This is a genomic window from Streptomyces sp. NBC_00154 (assembly GCF_026342835.1).
Classification (GTDB): Bacteria; Actinomycetota; Actinomycetes; order Streptomycetales; family Streptomycetaceae; genus Streptomyces.
This window is the reverse complement of the sequence record NZ_JAPEMI010000001.1, coordinates 1,607,639-1,621,889: the sequence shown is the minus strand read 5'-3', so window position 1 is coordinate 1,621,889 and position 14,251 is coordinate 1,607,639. Positions and strand designations below refer to the sequence as shown.

At 69.0% G+C, this 14,251-nt stretch carries 14 protein-coding genes, 1 tRNA gene and 1 pseudogene; 13 read left to right on the top strand and 3 right to left on the bottom strand.

Annotated elements, in window-relative coordinates; genetic code table 11:
- Positions 1 to 101: 101 nt before the first annotated feature.
- From OHA03_RS07080 to OHA03_RS07045, 8 genes are all read left to right on the top strand, one after another.
- Complete coding sequence (locus tag OHA03_RS07080; RefSeq protein ID WP_267001829.1) at positions 102 to 353, top strand: hypothetical protein; 252 nt, start codon at positions 102 to 104, stop codon at positions 351 to 353.
- 43 nt (positions 354 to 396) lie between these two features.
- The gene (locus OHA03_RS07075) at positions 397 to 585 is read left to right on the top strand and encodes a hypothetical protein (protein ID WP_267001827.1); all 189 of its coding nucleotides are present in this window, start codon (positions 397 to 399) and stop codon (positions 583 to 585) included.
- Between the two features lie 11 nt (positions 586 to 596).
- Positions 597 to 1,208 carry a hypothetical protein gene (locus OHA03_RS07070; RefSeq protein WP_267001825.1) on the top strand — a complete coding sequence of 204 codons (612 nt, stop codon included), beginning with the start codon at positions 597 to 599 and terminating at the stop codon, positions 1,206 to 1,208.
- Between the two features lies 1 nt (position 1,209).
- Positions 1,210 to 1,560: a hypothetical protein gene (locus OHA03_RS07065; RefSeq protein ID WP_267001823.1), complete on the top strand. Its 351-nt coding sequence runs from the start codon at positions 1,210 to 1,212 to the stop codon at positions 1,558 to 1,560.
- An 86-nt stretch (positions 1,561 to 1,646) separates the two neighbouring features.
- Entirely contained in the window at positions 1,647 to 2,585 is a 939-nt protein-coding gene (locus tag OHA03_RS07060) for a bifunctional DNA primase/polymerase (RefSeq protein WP_267001821.1), read from the top strand.
- A complete protein-coding gene (locus OHA03_RS07055; RefSeq protein ID WP_267001819.1) occupies positions 2,582 to 3,745 on the top strand; it encodes an AAA family ATPase in 1,164 nt (387 codons plus the stop codon). The genes OHA03_RS07060 and OHA03_RS07055 overlap by 4 nt, the downstream gene beginning before the upstream one ends.
- Positions 3,742 to 3,933 (top strand): AlpA family transcriptional regulator, encoded by a 192-nt coding sequence (locus OHA03_RS07050; RefSeq protein WP_267007958.1) that lies wholly within the window; start codon positions 3,742 to 3,744, stop codon positions 3,931 to 3,933. Before OHA03_RS07055 ends, OHA03_RS07050 begins: the two co-directional genes overlap by 4 nt.
- A 104-nt stretch (positions 3,934 to 4,037) precedes the next feature.
- Positions 4,038 to 5,384: a site-specific integrase gene (locus OHA03_RS07045; protein WP_267001817.1), complete on the top strand. Its 1,347-nt coding sequence runs from the start codon at positions 4,038 to 4,040 to the stop codon at positions 5,382 to 5,384.
- Between the two features lie 203 nt (positions 5,385 to 5,587).
- Here the strand turns inward: OHA03_RS07045 and OHA03_RS07040 are convergent, their stop codons facing one another.
- On the bottom strand, positions 5,588 to 7,702 hold the full coding sequence (locus OHA03_RS07040) for a LamG-like jellyroll fold domain-containing protein (protein ID WP_267001815.1): 2,115 nt from the start codon (positions 7,700 to 7,702) through the stop codon (positions 5,588 to 5,590).
- 235 nt (positions 7,703 to 7,937) lie between these two features.
- Between OHA03_RS07040 and OHA03_RS07035 the strand changes: the two are divergent.
- Positions 7,938 to 8,237 (top strand): annotated as a pseudogene (locus tag OHA03_RS07035) (site-specific integrase); the annotation flags it as partial.
- Between the two features lie 191 nt (positions 8,238 to 8,428).
- On the opposite strand, the gene OHA03_RS07030 reads toward OHA03_RS07035, so the two are convergent.
- On the bottom strand, positions 8,429 to 9,022 hold the full coding sequence (locus tag OHA03_RS07030; RefSeq protein ID WP_267001813.1) for a DUF4291 domain-containing protein: 594 nt from the start codon (positions 9,020 to 9,022) through the stop codon (positions 8,429 to 8,431).
- A gap of 556 nt (positions 9,023 to 9,578) precedes the next feature.
- Positions 9,579 to 9,650, bottom strand: a tRNA-Arg gene (locus tag OHA03_RS07020).
- A 173-nt stretch (positions 9,651 to 9,823) separates the two neighbouring features.
- On the opposite strand from OHA03_RS07020, the gene OHA03_RS07015 reads away from it, so the two are divergent.
- From OHA03_RS07015 to OHA03_RS07000, 4 genes are all read left to right on the top strand, one after another.
- A complete protein-coding gene (locus OHA03_RS07015; protein WP_267007957.1) occupies positions 9,824 to 10,306 on the top strand; it encodes a response regulator in 483 nt (160 codons plus the stop codon).
- Between the two features lie 55 nt (positions 10,307 to 10,361).
- The gene (gene nrtL / locus OHA03_RS07010; protein WP_267001811.1) at positions 10,362 to 11,432 is read left to right on the top strand and encodes an ArgS-related anticodon-binding protein NrtL; all 1,071 of its coding nucleotides are present in this window, start codon (positions 10,362 to 10,364) and stop codon (positions 11,430 to 11,432) included.
- A gap of 26 nt (positions 11,433 to 11,458) precedes the next feature.
- A complete protein-coding gene (gene lysA / locus OHA03_RS07005) occupies positions 11,459 to 12,850 on the top strand; it encodes a diaminopimelate decarboxylase (RefSeq protein WP_267001809.1) in 1,392 nt (463 codons plus the stop codon).
- 99 nt (positions 12,851 to 12,949) lie between these two features.
- Positions 12,950 to 14,248 carry a homoserine dehydrogenase gene (locus OHA03_RS07000; protein ID WP_267007956.1) on the top strand — a complete coding sequence of 433 codons (1,299 nt, stop codon included), beginning with the start codon at positions 12,950 to 12,952 and terminating at the stop codon, positions 14,246 to 14,248.
- The last annotated feature ends 3 nt before the right edge of the window (positions 14,249 to 14,251 follow it).

The following is a 14,251-nucleotide window of genomic DNA, read 5'->3' as shown; positions in this document are numbered from 1 at the left end:
CGATAGCAGCCCCGATAGCGGCCCATCTGGCATCTGATCAGGCCACTAGCGCATAGCGGCCTACCTGCACGAACCCCTGAAACAGGCCCGGAGGCCCCGTCATGACCCCTGCCCTGCTTGCTAGCGCACTCCTCCTCTTCGTCACCCTCAGTTACGCATCCCTGTGTGCGGCCTCGCCCTTCGGAAACTGCCGCAAGTGCCGCGGCTTCGGCCACGCCACCAAGACCGACCGCAAGGGCCGCACCAAGCGCGGCAAGGACTGCCGCCGCTGCAAGGCCACCGGCAAGCGGATACGCGTCGGCCGCCACCTCTACAACGTCGCCGCCCGCCTCCACCGCGACGGCACCCGCTAACCCGCCAACCGTCCCGCACCACCACACCGGAAAGGGGCCCGTCGTGGCCGTCACCGTCTCCCTGGTCCTGCTGTTCGGACTGGTCCTGTTCTTCCTGCTCCGCTCCAACACCCTCGGCTACGGCTCCGCGTTCATCGCCGTCATGTTCGGGTTCTTCCTCGCCTCCACCGGCGCCTCCGGACCCATCAACGAACTCACCACCGCCGTCATCGACGCCATCCCGGACCTGTAGGAGACCCCGCCATGAACGAACCACTCGTTCAACACCACTGGGTCGCGCTCGCGGCCCCGAAGGTCGCCCCGGCCGTCGCCACGTCCACCGTGCTCATCCTCGGGCGGATCTGGAACGCCAACGGCGCCGAACACTCCGTCGGCAACGCCGCGTTGATGGTCGTCCTCGCAGCAGGGGCCGCAACGGCCGGCGCCTTCGCCGCCGCCGGGCGCGGTGGTGGTGACGGCGTCCTCGCGGCGACCGCGTTCGCCACTTCCGGCGGGCTCGCGCTGGCCGGGGTCGCCGGATACGCCGACGGGCTGTCGCTTCCACTGCTGCTGTGGGTCCTGGCCACCGCCGTGGCGTACGGGATCGCTGCCCGGTACTGGCGCACCGACCGCCGCGCCACCGTCGCCTACGACAGACAGACCACGGTGCGCCGCGAAGAGCACGCCCACACCGAACGTGTCGAAGCCCTGCGCGCCGGAGCACAGATCGAGGTCGCTCGCGAAGGCTCCGCGTACGCCACCGCGCTGGCCCAAGCCCTCATCCACCGCGAGGCACTGCCCGGCTTCGACCCCGCCGCGCTCACCCGCGCCGGACTTCCCGAACTCCCCGCCATCGACATCACCAAGGAGCACTGACATGGAGCAGCTGCACCCGAGCACCGAGCACCGCCCGGAACCGGACGACTGGCCGACACCGGAGACCGCCTACTCGCTCGCCCCGAGCGTCATCCGCGAGATCGGATGGACCGCGCAGACCGCGGCCGACAAGCCGTTCGGCACGGCACTGGGCCGGGAGTTCTGGCTGCGCAAGGCCGCCGTCCTCGACCGCATCGCTCTCGACGACGAGCGCGCCGGGGTCCCGGGCGGCGCGAGCGAGGTGGCAACCCAGGCAGCCCGACGCCTGATGGATCTGGACGACACCACCGTCATCTGCGACCCCCGCCACTACGTCCGACAGCAGTACACCCACTGGGCCACACACCAGTAGCTACGCCCGAGGCGGTCGCCTCTCACCACAAGACCGCGACCGCCTCGGCTCTCCGTCCCTTCGACAGAAACAGGAGAACCACCAGCATGACGCATGACCGCAACCTCGCGCTGCTGTCGGCGGCGCTGGACGCTGCCGCCCGCGGGTGGCACGTCTTCCCGCTCGTTCCCGACGACAAGCCGCCCGCAATCCGGAACTGGGCTGAGCGCGCCACGACCGACCCTGAGCGCATCACCCGATGCTGGTCGCATGCCCCCTACAACATCGGCATCGCAACCGGCCCATCCCAACTGGTCGTTGTCGACCTCGACACCCCCAAAGGGCCGGACGACCTCCCGCCCGCCGGATGGTCCCGCCCCGGCATCAGTAACGGCCTCGCAGTCCTGCTGACGCTGTGGGAGCGCCACGACCCCGAAGGGCTGGGGGACCTGGTGATGTGCGAGCCGTTCGACGGCTACTGCGAGATGGCACCCGCCACGCACATCGTGAAAACCCCCAGCGGAGGCATGCACCTGTACTACGTGGCCCCGGGCGATGCCGAGCTGCGCAACACGGCGGGCAAGCTCGGATGGAAGATCGACACCCGCGCGCACGGCGGCTACGTCGTCGCACCGGGTAGCACCATCACCGGTAAGCCCGTCCCGTACACCACCGTCCACGAGGCCGTGGTGAAGCCGCTGCCCGGCTGGATCGTGGAGCAGCTTCGCCCGGCGCCGCTGCCACCGCAGCAGCCCATCACGGTAGCCCTCGCCTCGGACCGGCGCGGCAAGTGGCTACGTGCCGCCGTCGACGGCGAGCTGGAGCGCGTCACTCGTGCCAGAGAGGGCGGGCGCAACAAGGCTCTCTACATCGCGTCGGTCGCCCTCGGGCAACTCGTCGCCGGAGGAGAGATGGGCACCAGTGAGGTCACCGAGTGGCTCACCGCCGCCGCTCGGCAGGCCGGGCAGGGCGAGCGCGAAGCGCGGCGCACTATCGAATCCGGTCTGCGGGCCGGAGCCAACCGGCCCCGGCAGGTGGCGGCATGAACGCGTCCCCGATTCCACCGCTGCACCTGTACTCCGTCCCCAGCGGTCCGCAGCCCGCCCCCACGGCGCCCCCAGTGCGGGAGCGGCCCCGGACCGCGTGGACCGCGGACCAGCTCATGGCCACGGAGTTCCCCGAGCCGAAATGGGCCGTGCCCGGCATCCTCGCGGAAGGCGTCAGCCTGCTCGCGGGACCGCCCAAGGTTGGCAAGTCATGGCTTTCTCTGGGGCTCGGTCTGTCCGTCGCTGCCGGAGGCCACGCGTTCGACTCCGTGCCCGTCGATGGCGGCCCGGTGCTCTACCTCGCCCTGGAGGACACCCCGCGTCGGCTGAAGACCCGGATGGGCAAGCTGCTCGGTGGGCAGAAGGCGCCGGCCGGTCTGACCCTGGTGACTGAATGCCCGCCCTTCCCGCAAGGTGGCAGCGAAGCCATCGCGCAGTGGCTGGAGCGCAACCCGGACGCCCGGATGGTCGTCATCGACGTGTTCGCCAAGATGCGCGGACAGGCCCCGCAAGGCGTGTCCGCCTACGACGCGGACTACGTCTCCGTCGGCTACGCGAAGCGGCTTGCGGACCACTACGGCATCGCCGTCGTCCTGGTCCACCACGTCCGCAAGATGGCCTCCGAGGACTTCCTCACCGAGGTCTCCGGCACCAACGGGATCGCCGGAGCCGCGGACGCCACGCTCGTCCTCAAGCGGGCCCGCGGGCAGGCCGACGGCATCCTGCACGTCACCGGCCGTGACGTGAATGAAGCGGAATACGCCCTCCAGTTCCAGGAAGCCTCCGGCGCCTGGCACCTGCTGGACGGGCCCGCGTCCGACCACACCATCGGCGACACCCGAGCCGCCATCCTCCGGCACGTGAGGGCCAACCCCGGCGCCAAGCCCAAGGACATCGCCGACGCACTCCCGCAGGTCGACACGGACACGGTCCGGCGCACCTGCTCCCGCATGGCCACCGACGGACAGCTCACCAAGGACGGCAGCGGCCGGTACTACCCGGACACCGAGACCCGGACACAGACCACCCAACAGGTGTCCCAGCTGTCCGACTGTCCGGTCACCCCACCTGACCAGCACAAACAGCCCGGACAGTTAGAAGCGGAGCTGTCCGGGCTGTCCGATCGGTCTGCCCGTGCCGGGCAGCAGGGAGGGATCTGACTGTGGCCCGAGACGAGATGCTGACGATCTCCCAGGTCATCACGGAGATCGGTGTTCCCCGCGCGACTTTCTATCGATGGCGGCAGCTTCGCAAAGGGCCCAAGGCCATCAAGCTGCCGAACGGAGCCGTCCGTATCCGGCGTTCGGAATTGGATCGGTGGATCACCGGTCTTGAGGAGACCGCGTGAACAATCGCAGGAGTGGTACTCCGGGCGGGCGCGAGAGTGCTCGCCCGGTGGGGCCCGAAGCCGCTGACCTTTCCACTGACGTAAGGGTGTGGAAGGTCAACAAGGTGAAGAGCAAGAAAGCCCCCTATCAGCTGCGCTGGATCGTCGCCGGAAAGGTGAAGGCCGCGAGTTTCACCACGGACGCGCTCGCGCAGAGCCGTCGCTCGGAACTCTGGCAGGCCATGCGAAGGGGCGAGTCCTTCGATACCGATACGGGTCTCCCGGAATCCGAACTCCGCGCCGCCGCCGAAAAGGGGAACACCAGGCCAGACCCGAAGTGGTGGGACTTCTGCCCCGAGTACCTGGCCGCTCGCTGGCGCAGTACCGCCGCGAAGACCCGCGAGGGTATCGCGGACAGCCTCGCAACGACCGCGCTCGCCATGATGGGCGACGGAGCCAACGCGCCGACACTGGAAGAAGTCCGCTACGCGATGCGGTGGCGTGTCGTGCCTGCCCACAAGGACGAAGAGCCGCCACCGGACCTACTGGCCGCGTGTACGTGGCTCTCGCTGCATTCGCTGCCGCTCTCTTCCTTGCTGGACCCGAAGGTTCTGCGGGACGTCCAGTACCGGCTTTCCTTCAAGCTGGATGACAGGCCAGCCGCGGGGGAGACGTACAAACGCCGCCGACGGGGCCTGAACACCGCCATGGAGTACGCGATCGAAGCGGGATACCTGGAAAGCAACCCGCTCGCCAACCTTCGGCGAAGCGGCTCGCGTACCGGGGACACGGTGGACCCTCGCGTATTGGTCAATCAGGACCAAGGCGCGCAGCTTCTGACTGCCGTCTCGTACGTGGGGAGCGTTCACCGCAATCGCGGCCGTAGGTTGGTCGGATTCTTCGCTGTCCAGCTCTACGCCGCGCTTCGGCCGGCCGAAGCGGTAGGGCTCCGGAAGAAGGACTGCTACCTCCCCGAAAAGGGGTGGGGCACCCTGACTCTTCGCGAGACACGCCCGGTGGTCGGAACGAAGTGGACGGACTCCGGTCTCCGGCACGACCGCCGCGGCCTTAAATCACGCGAGGCGAACACCGACCGGCCAGTGCCGATCCCGCCCGTGCTGGTCGCCATGCTTCGCGCCCACATCGAAGAGTTCGGCACGGCCAAGGACGGTCGGCTCTTCGCCAACGAGCGCGGGGGAGTCCTCGGCTCCACCAGCTACTGGCGGGTATGGCAGGAAGCCCGTCCCTACGCGCTGCCGCCGGACAAGACCGATTCCCCGCTCGCCCACCGGCCCTACGACCTGCGGCACACCTGCATCACGAACTGGCTGAACGCGGGCGTCCCTGTCGCGGAGGTGTCCCGCCGCGCCGGGAACTCGCCGGAGGTGGTGCACCGCCGGTACGCGGGCTGCATCGACGGACACGAGGTGCTGAACAACCGGAAGATCGAGCAAGCCATGGGGTGGGGCTAGGGAACTGGGAGTGAGCTGTGACCACGCGTGAAAATTGATTCGCCACTCACTCGCGATCAGTGACACACAACGACAAAGGCTGAGCTGCAACGACGATGGACCCGGACACACTGTCCGGGTCCATCGTTGTTTCCGCGCGCAAGCTGTCGGGCCGTCGGGGCTCCGACCTCTGGATTCAGAACGGACGGATCAGAACGGACGGATCAGCACAGGCAGGGATTCGTACCCCAGCCCAGGCTGGATACGTCCCTGTCCCGCAGCGCACCGGAGTAGGCCTGCACTTCGTCCACATCGCCATGGAGGTACTCGCCCCATCCGTCACCGGCTTTGGCCCGGCCGATCTGGAGGTCACCGGTGCTGTGCCAGCCGTTGGGGAGGCTCGCGGTCGCTTCAGCGTTGGTGTAGCCGTCGAGGTAGAGCTTGATCGTGTCGGTCCCGTCGTCGTAGATCACGGCGAGACGATGACCCTGGCCCTCGCCGCCGTCCGCGCCCGCGATCCGGGACACCACCTTCTCGGGAGATCCGACCTCGTCCTTCTCCGGCATCACGAGTTGCCAGGTGTGCGTGGACGGCTCGTAGCGCACCTTGAACGCGTCGGTGTGCTCGCCGGCCTGCGAGAGCACGGTCATCGGGTGGGCCGGCACGGAGTCCGCGAGGCGCACGACGACGCCGAGGGTGAAGCTGTCGCCGGTGTCCACGACCGGCCCGTCGGCAGCGGCGTACCCGGTCTCGCCGTCCAGGCGCAGATGCCCGTCGCCGACGAGCGGCGGCGGCACGTAGGTGCAGTCGGGGTCGATCTCCGGGATGCAGGAGTTGTCGGAGCCCCGGTAGATCGAGGCTCCCGTGCCGAGCCGCAGCGGCGCGCCGTCCGACTGCTCGGGGCTCGCGCCGTCCGTCGCGTCGTCCATCGACCAGTGACCGAGCAGCTTCGGCTTGCGCAGTGCCAGTTCGGATACCTCGCCCGGTACCACGACCCGGTCGTGGACCCGTACGTCGCCGATGTCACCGTGCCACCGGTCGCGGTAGCCGGTAGTCCCACGGGCTCGTCCGATCTGGAACGCGCCGGCCGCCTCCGCGGGAGTCGCCTCCGCCGCGGTGCCGACCTCCTGGCCGTTGACGTACAACTGCGCGCGACCTGTCTCCGCGTCGTACAGCCCCAGCAGATGGGCCCACTCGCCTGTCTCGGGCGTACCACCGGACACCCGTGCGCCCCCGATCGCGAACGACCAGACAGGGCCGGGGTCCTGGCTGCGCAGCCCGAGGCCGAAGCCGGGCTTCCCGTCCGCGTCCTGGCTGGCGACGGTCATGGTCCGGCCGGTTTCGGCGGGCCGCGCCCAGGCGCTGACGGCGAAGGACGTGCGGATGTCGGTGGCCGGGGCGTCCGTGGTGAGGAAGCCGTGACCGCTGCCGTCGAGGCCGACTGTGGCGGTAGTTCCGGTGCCCGCGGGCGCCGGGCCGCCGAAGGTCACGCCAGTGCCGGCACGGGCGACGGTGCCCGTCTCGGCAGAGGCCGTGCGGGAGCCCGCCGGGTCGTCCAGCTTCCAGCGGGCGACAGGGGCACGCCCGTTCTGCACGTTGAAGTCGTACGACGAACTACCGCTGCTTCGGCCCGCCCGGTCGAGCGCGCGGACCGTCAGCTGCTTGGGACCTGCAGTGAGCGGCAGGTACGGAACGGTCACAGCTGCGCCCGGCCGCTCGGCGGAGACGGTCCCGTACGGGCCGCCCAGGAAGCCGTACGTGTACGCCACCACGTCGTCCGAGGGCGAGTCCATGGTGAAGTGGCCGTAGACGCCCACCCCGTCCACCCAGAACACGTCCTCCGGATTCGGGTATTCGGGGGAGCTGATCGTCGCCTTCTCAGGATTCACGTCGTCGTACACGAAGGAACAGACCGAGCCGTCGCCCTCGTCGCTCCATGCGGAGGTCGCCTCGCCGTCGTTCGCGCGGACGTGCCAGGACACGACCGTGTTCGCCGGGATGTCGCCCGGCATCGTCCAGTAGAAGCGCGCCCCCGACGACAAGGTGATGGTGGTGTAGGTACGACGCTGCTCAACTCCTGCTGCGTCCGTCCACCAGGCTTCGAACTCGCCCTTGACCGGGCTAGATTCGGAGGGCTGGTTGTCCTCCTCCGGGTCGTACAGCATGGCACTGAGCCTGGGTGACTCCGGGACGTATGGCGTGTCGTCGCCGGTGGCGCAGGCTTTGCCCTCCGACTGGAGGTCCTGGATCAGCGGCTGCTTCGGCGGCAGGTTGTCCACCGCATACGCCGTACCGGCAGACGTGGCGAGCAGCGCCGCCGCGCAGCTCCCCACCACCATCCGTCTGTATCTGACCGTCCTTCCGAACCTGGTCAATGTCCCTCCCCTGTAAGTGCTTGAGCTCGTGGATCACACGAGCCGCATGAAGCTAACAGAGATGTCTGACAACGCAGACGAGGATTTCTCCCCTTCGCTCAGGCACTGGTAGCGGGTAGCAGCTCCGGTAGAACGATGAGTCGGCCGGCCGCTGGATGACCACGAGGGTGGTCGGGGGCTCGATGACCTGTTCCAGCTCGGCACGGCCGAGGACGGTCGGCTCTTTGCCAACGAGCGTGGGGGAGTCCTCGGCTCCACCAGCTACTGGCGGGTATGGCAGGAAGCCCGTCCCTACGCGCTGCCGCCGGACAAGACCGATTCGCCGCTGGCCCACCGGCCGTACGACTTGCGGCACACCTGCATCACGAACTGGCTGAACGCTGGGGTCCCAGTGGCGGAGGTGTCCCGGCGCGCCGGAAACTCTCCCGAAGTGGTGCACCGTCGGTACGCGGGCTGCATCGACGGCCACGAGGAGCTGAACAACCGGAAGATTGAGTAAGCCATGGGGTGGGGTGAGGGAACCGGGGAGTGAGCTGCGGCCACGCGTGAAAACGACGCGCCGCTCACCCACGACCAGTGGCGGACGAGTGCAAAGGGTTGGACCCAGTCTCACTGGGTCCAACCCAGCTCCTGCGCGTGAGGAGCGTGCAGCGCGTCTGCTTTACAGGTCATCTCAATTGGCTGCTCTGCTCACCGGTGCAAGTGGTCCAAGCCTCCTTCGGGCACTGGGTAGGAACGCTCTGCGGGTAGGAGGCGTCGTGCTGCAGTCAGGTCCCCGTCCCGTACGTGGTGGTGAATTGTGTGCGCCAGTGAGGTGATGTCGGTGATGGAGACCGTCCACTCGTCCGCGTAGCGGTGTGCGGCTTCTCCTGTGAGACCGAGTTGCAGCGAGCGGTGAGGAAGTGGCTGCAGGTGCAGGTCACGTTCCGGGTCCCACTGGACCCGAGCCGGAGACCGCTTCAACTGGCGTTTCCAGGTTGCGCGGTCAGGATGCAGCCCGTGCTCATAGTGGGCCAGGCAGGCATGTTCCAGTGCCCATTCGAAGCCTTCACGGGTGATCTCGATGGCGAGGACAGTTTCCTGGCCGTCCTTGGAGCCCCATCCGCAGCGGTACATCATCCAGAGGAAGGAGGGCTTGATCCACGTCATCCGGTCCCGCTGCCAGGCTGCCGGAAAGCGACTGTCCCGGGCCGCGGGAAGGCCGATCTCCGGCCCGTACGCCTGGTAGACGGTGACCGTGGAAGCGGTGTAAAAAGCGCGGATCTGGTGCTTGGGTTCTGCCACGGTGACCAGCGTGAGGGCACCGTTCGATGCGTGCCATCGAATTAGCGGCACACTTGGCTGTCGAACCTGCGGTGCAGATGAGGGTGGAGGCGGCGGCAGCCGGCGAGCCAGGCCATGGTGCGTTCGATCGTCCAGCGATGCCTGCCCCTAGGCTTTTCTCCGAAAGCATGACCGGAGCTACCCGGGAGCGGGCAGGGCGGCGTCAGGGATCGTCCTCGACTGGAACATGGTGGCGGCACACGAACTGGCTGAGCGCCGGCGTCCTTGTGGCGGAGGTGTCCCGCCGCGTAGGGAACTCAGGTGAAGAGGCGCATCGCCGTTACGCGGGCTGCATCGGTGATCACGAGGAGCTGAACAACCGGAAGATCGAAAAGTCCATGGGATGGGGTGAGGAGACCAGCGAGTGAGCTGGGATCACCCCTGAAAACCCACTCGCCACTCACTCGCGATCAGTGACACACAACGACAAAGGGTCGGACCCAGTGAGACTGGGTCCGACCCTTTGTACTTGGCACTTTGCCTGGTCAGCGGGTTGATCATGCTGTCCGGACTGAAGTGCCCCCGGCAGGATTCGAACCTGCGCACCCGGCTCCGGAGGCCGATGCTCTATCCCCTGAGCTACGGGGGCATGTCGCTGTTGTGCTCTGCGACGGGTGAAACACTACCAGCTTCCGCGGGGTGTCCGTGAACAGGTATTTCCGCGCGGCCACCGTCCGCGTCACGTCGGCTCCCATGCCCTCCGCCGTATCGTCCGCCGTGCCGTCCGTGGGCCACCCGGCCGCCACCCGTCCGGGGCCGGAAATGGGCAAAACCCGGACGCAGCCCCTACGCCCCGCCTACTCTCGGAGTGTGTCAGGGGCGTGTGGCCGCGTGCTTGTTGTTGACGACAACAAGGTCATCCGGCAGTTGATCAGGGTCAATCTCGAGCTTGAGGGCTTCGAGGTCGTGACCGCGGCCGATGGTGTCGAGTGCCTGGACCTGGTGCATCGGGTCTGCCCCGATGTGATCACCCTCGATGTCGTCATGCCCCGGCTCGACGGTCTGCAGACCGCCACTCGCCTGCGCTCCGATCCGCGGACCAGACATCTGCCCGTCGCGATCGTCAGCGCCTGTACGCAGTACGAGGTTGACAACGGTGTCGCCGCGGGCGTCGACGCGTTCCTGGCGAAGCCCTTCGAGCCCAGCGAGCTGGTACGGCTCGTACGGCAGTTGGCGAACAGGGAGGACCCGCCGTCGGTCGACGGCAGACAAAGCGCCGGGAAGGCCGAGAGCGCCGCGGGCTGACCGCATGGCGAAACCAGGTCGCGGAGCGCCCCCCTCCCTCCCATACGCTTGTCCCGTGACCCCCGCCGAGCTCTCAAGGACCGTGCTGCGCGCCGTGCGTCGTGCGGTCGACGAGGACGCCTTGCGCGCGCCCGTGCCCGCGCGCGTGCGAGTGGAGCGGACACGGCCCGGCGGTAGTGGGGACTACGCCTGTGCCGTCGCGCTCCAGCTGGCCGGGGCCGCCGCGCGGCCGGCCCGGGAGGTCGCCGAGATCCTGCGGGACCGGGTCGCCGGCGCACCGGGGATCGGCCGGGTCGAGGTCACCGGGCCCGGATTTCTGAACTTCACGCTCGACGCGTCGGCGGATGCCCGGGCGCGCGAGGCGCTCGTACGCGATGTGCTGGCGCGAGGGGCCCGGTACGGGCACGGGGACGCGCTCGCCGGGGACATCCTGCAGTTGAGCCATGCCCGCGAGGTCCGGGCCGCGGTCACCGCCCACGCGCTGCGCACCATCGCACGCACCCAGGGTGCGCTGGTGCGCACCGGCTGCGACGGGTCGCCCGACCCCGACCCCGACTGGGCGCGGCTGGGAGTCGACATCGACGCCCCGGGGGAGCCGGCTGCGTCGCCCACCGTCGTCCGGCCCCTTCCCGCGGGTGCCGCCGCGAGCGAGCTGCTGGAGCGGCTCGGACCCGATGCCGTCCGGTGGGGGCTGCTGCGGCCGGCCGGGCACGACCGGGCCCCGCTCGGCGACGAGCTGCTCGTACAGAGCGCCGGCAATCCGCTGTTCCTCGTCCGCTACGCCCACTCCCGGGCCCGCGCGCTCACCCGTGGCGCCGTGCTCCTCGGATTCGACAGCTCGTACGACGAGGATGTCGACGCACCCGCACTGCTGCGCGCGCTGGCCGACTACCCAGAGGCCCTCGCCGCCGCCGCCCGCCACCGCGCGCCCGACCGGCTCGCCCGGCATCTCGAAGACGTCGCGCACGCCTTCTTCGACTTCCAGGACTCCGCGTCCCCGCTGCCCGTCGGCGACGAGAAACCCTCGGCCGCCCACCGCTCCCGGCTGGCCGTTGCCGAAGCCGCCGGGACGGTGCTCGCCGGTGGCCTGTCCCTGCTCGGTATCAGCGCACCCGAACACCTCTGAGAGATCCGAAAGAGCAGAGCAACACCATGAGCCGATCCGCACACCCCGCCGGTCCCCGTCACGCCGACGTCCTGACCGAGGGGCACTACACGGCCCCGCCCGCCGACCTGAACGTCCTCGACGAGAAGGTCTGGGCCCGCACCGTCTCCCGCAACGACGACGGCGCCGTGACCGTCGGCGGGATCGAAGTGACCCGGCTGGCCGAGGAATTCGGCACGCCCGCCTACTTCCTCGACGAGAGCGACTTCCGCGCCCGCTGCCGCGCCTGGGCCGACGCGTTCGGACCGGGCGCCGATGTCTTCTACGCCGGCAAGGCGTTCCTGTCACGGGCTGTCGTGCGCTGGCTGAAGGAGGAGGGGCTCAACCTCGACGTCTGCTCCGGCGGCGAGCTGACCACCGCACTCGACGCCGGCATGCCCGCCGAGCGCATCGCCTTCCACGGCAACAACAAGACCGTCGCCGAGATCGAGCGGGCCATCCACGTCGGTGTCGGGCGGATCGTGCTCGACTCGTTCCAGGAGATCGTCCGCGTCTCGCACATCGCGCAGCGGCTCGGCAAGCGGCAGCGTGTCCAGATCCGGGTGACGGTCGGCGTCGAGGCGCACACCCACGAGTTCATCGCCACCGCCCACGAGGACCAGAAGTTCGGCATCGCGCTGGCCGGAGGGCAGGCCGCCGAAGCAGTGCGCCGGGCGCTCACGCTCGACGGGATCGAACTCATCGGCATCCACTCGCACATCGGCTCGCAGATCTTCGACATGGCGGGTTTCGAGGTCTCCGCCCGCCGCGTGGTCCAGCTCCTCGCCGAGGTGCGCGACGAGCACGGTGTCGAGCTGCCGGAGATCGACCTCGGTGGTGGTCTGGGCATCGCGTACACCTCCGACGACGACCCGCGCGAGCCGCACGAGATCGCCAAGGCGCTCGGCGACATCGTGACCCGCGAGTGCGAGTCGGCCGGCCTCGCCACCCCGCGGATCTCGGTCGAGCCCGGGCGCGCCATCGTCGGCCCCACCGCGTTCACGCTGTACGAGGTCGGCACCATCAAGCACCTCGAAGGACTGCGTACGTACGTCAGCGTCGACGGCGGCATGTCGGACAACATCCGCACCGCGCTCTACGACGCCGAGTACAGCGTCGCGCTCGTCTCGCGCCGCTCCGACGCCGAACCGATGCTCGTACGCGTCGTCGGCAAGCACTGCGAGAGCGGTGACATCGTGGTCAAGGATGCGTTCCTGCCGTCCGACCTCGCGCCCGGCGATCTGATCGCCGTGCCCGCCACCGGCGCCTACTGCCGCTCGATGGCGAGCAATTACAACCACGCGCTGCGCCCACCCGTCGTCGCCGTGCGCGACGGAGAGGCGCGGGTGATCGTCCGGCGCGAGACGGAGGAAGATCTCCTGCGTCTTGATGTCGGCTGATGAAATAGATGTCTCAGGATCCGGACGGGTGACAGAAACTCCCGTCCGGTGAGTGAGACTGGTCCACACATGAGCATGCATGAGAAACGAGGTCGGATGATGCGTACGCGTCCGCTGAAGGTGGCGCTGCTGGGCTGTGGAGTGGTCGGCTCAGAGGTGGCGCGCATCATGACGACGCACGCCGACGACCTCGCCGCGCGCATCGGCGCGCCCATCGAGCTCGCCGGTGTCGCCGTCCGCCGGCCCTCGAAGGCGCGGGAGGGGATCGACCCCGCGCTGATCACCACCGATGCGACCGCCCTGGTCAAACGGGGCGACATCGACGTCGTCATCGAGGTCATCGGTGGCATCGAGCCGGCCCGCGCACTCATCACCACCGCCTTCGAGCACGGCGCGAGTGTCGTCTCCGCCAACAAGGCGCTGCTCGCCGAGGACGGCGCCGCTCTGCACGCCGCCGCCGAACAGTACGGCCGGGACCTCTATTACGAGGCGGCCGTGGCCGGTGCCATTCCGCTCGTGCGGCCGCTGCGCGAGTCCCTCGTCGGTGACAAGGTCAACCGGGTGCTGGGCATCGTCAACGGCACGACCAACTTCATCCTCGACAAGATGGACACCAGCGGCGCGGGCTACTCCGAGGCGCTCGACGAGGCCACCGCCCTCGGGTACGCCGAGGCCGACCCGACCGCCGACGTCGAGGGCTTCGACGCCGCCGCCAAGGCCGCGATCCTCGCCGGAATCGCCTTCCACACCCGGGTGCGGATCGGCGAGGTGCACCGCGAGGGCATCACCGAGGTCACCGCGGCCGACATCGCGTCGGCCCGCCGCATGGGCTGCACCGTCAAACTCCTCGCCATCTGCGAGCGCGCCGCCGACGGCCGGTCCGTCACCGCGCGCGTGCACCCGGCGATGATCCCGCTCAGCCACCCGCTGGCCTCCGTCCGTGAGGCGTACAACGCGGTCTTCGTCGAGGCGGATGCCGCCGGGCAGCTGATGTTCTACGGCCCCGGCGCGGGCGGTTCCCCGACCGCCTCCGCGGTCCTCGGCGACCTGGTCGCGGTCTGCCGCAACAAGCTCAACGAGGCCACCGGCCCCGGTGAGTCCGCGTACACGCGTCTGCCGGTCAGCCCCATGGGTGAGGTCGTCACGCGGTACCACATCAGTCTCGACGTGGCCGACAAGCCTGGCGTACTCGCCCAGGTCGCGACGGTCTTCGCCGAACAGGGCGTATCCATCGATACGGTCCGCCAGCAAGGCCGCCAGGACGGAGGCGGCGAGGCATCTCTCGTCGTCGTCACCCACCGCGCGCCCGACGCCGCCCTCTCGGCGACCGTCGAGGCGCTGCGCAAGCTCGACACCGTGCGCGGTGTCGCCAGCATCATGCGTGTTGAAGGGGAGTAAGGA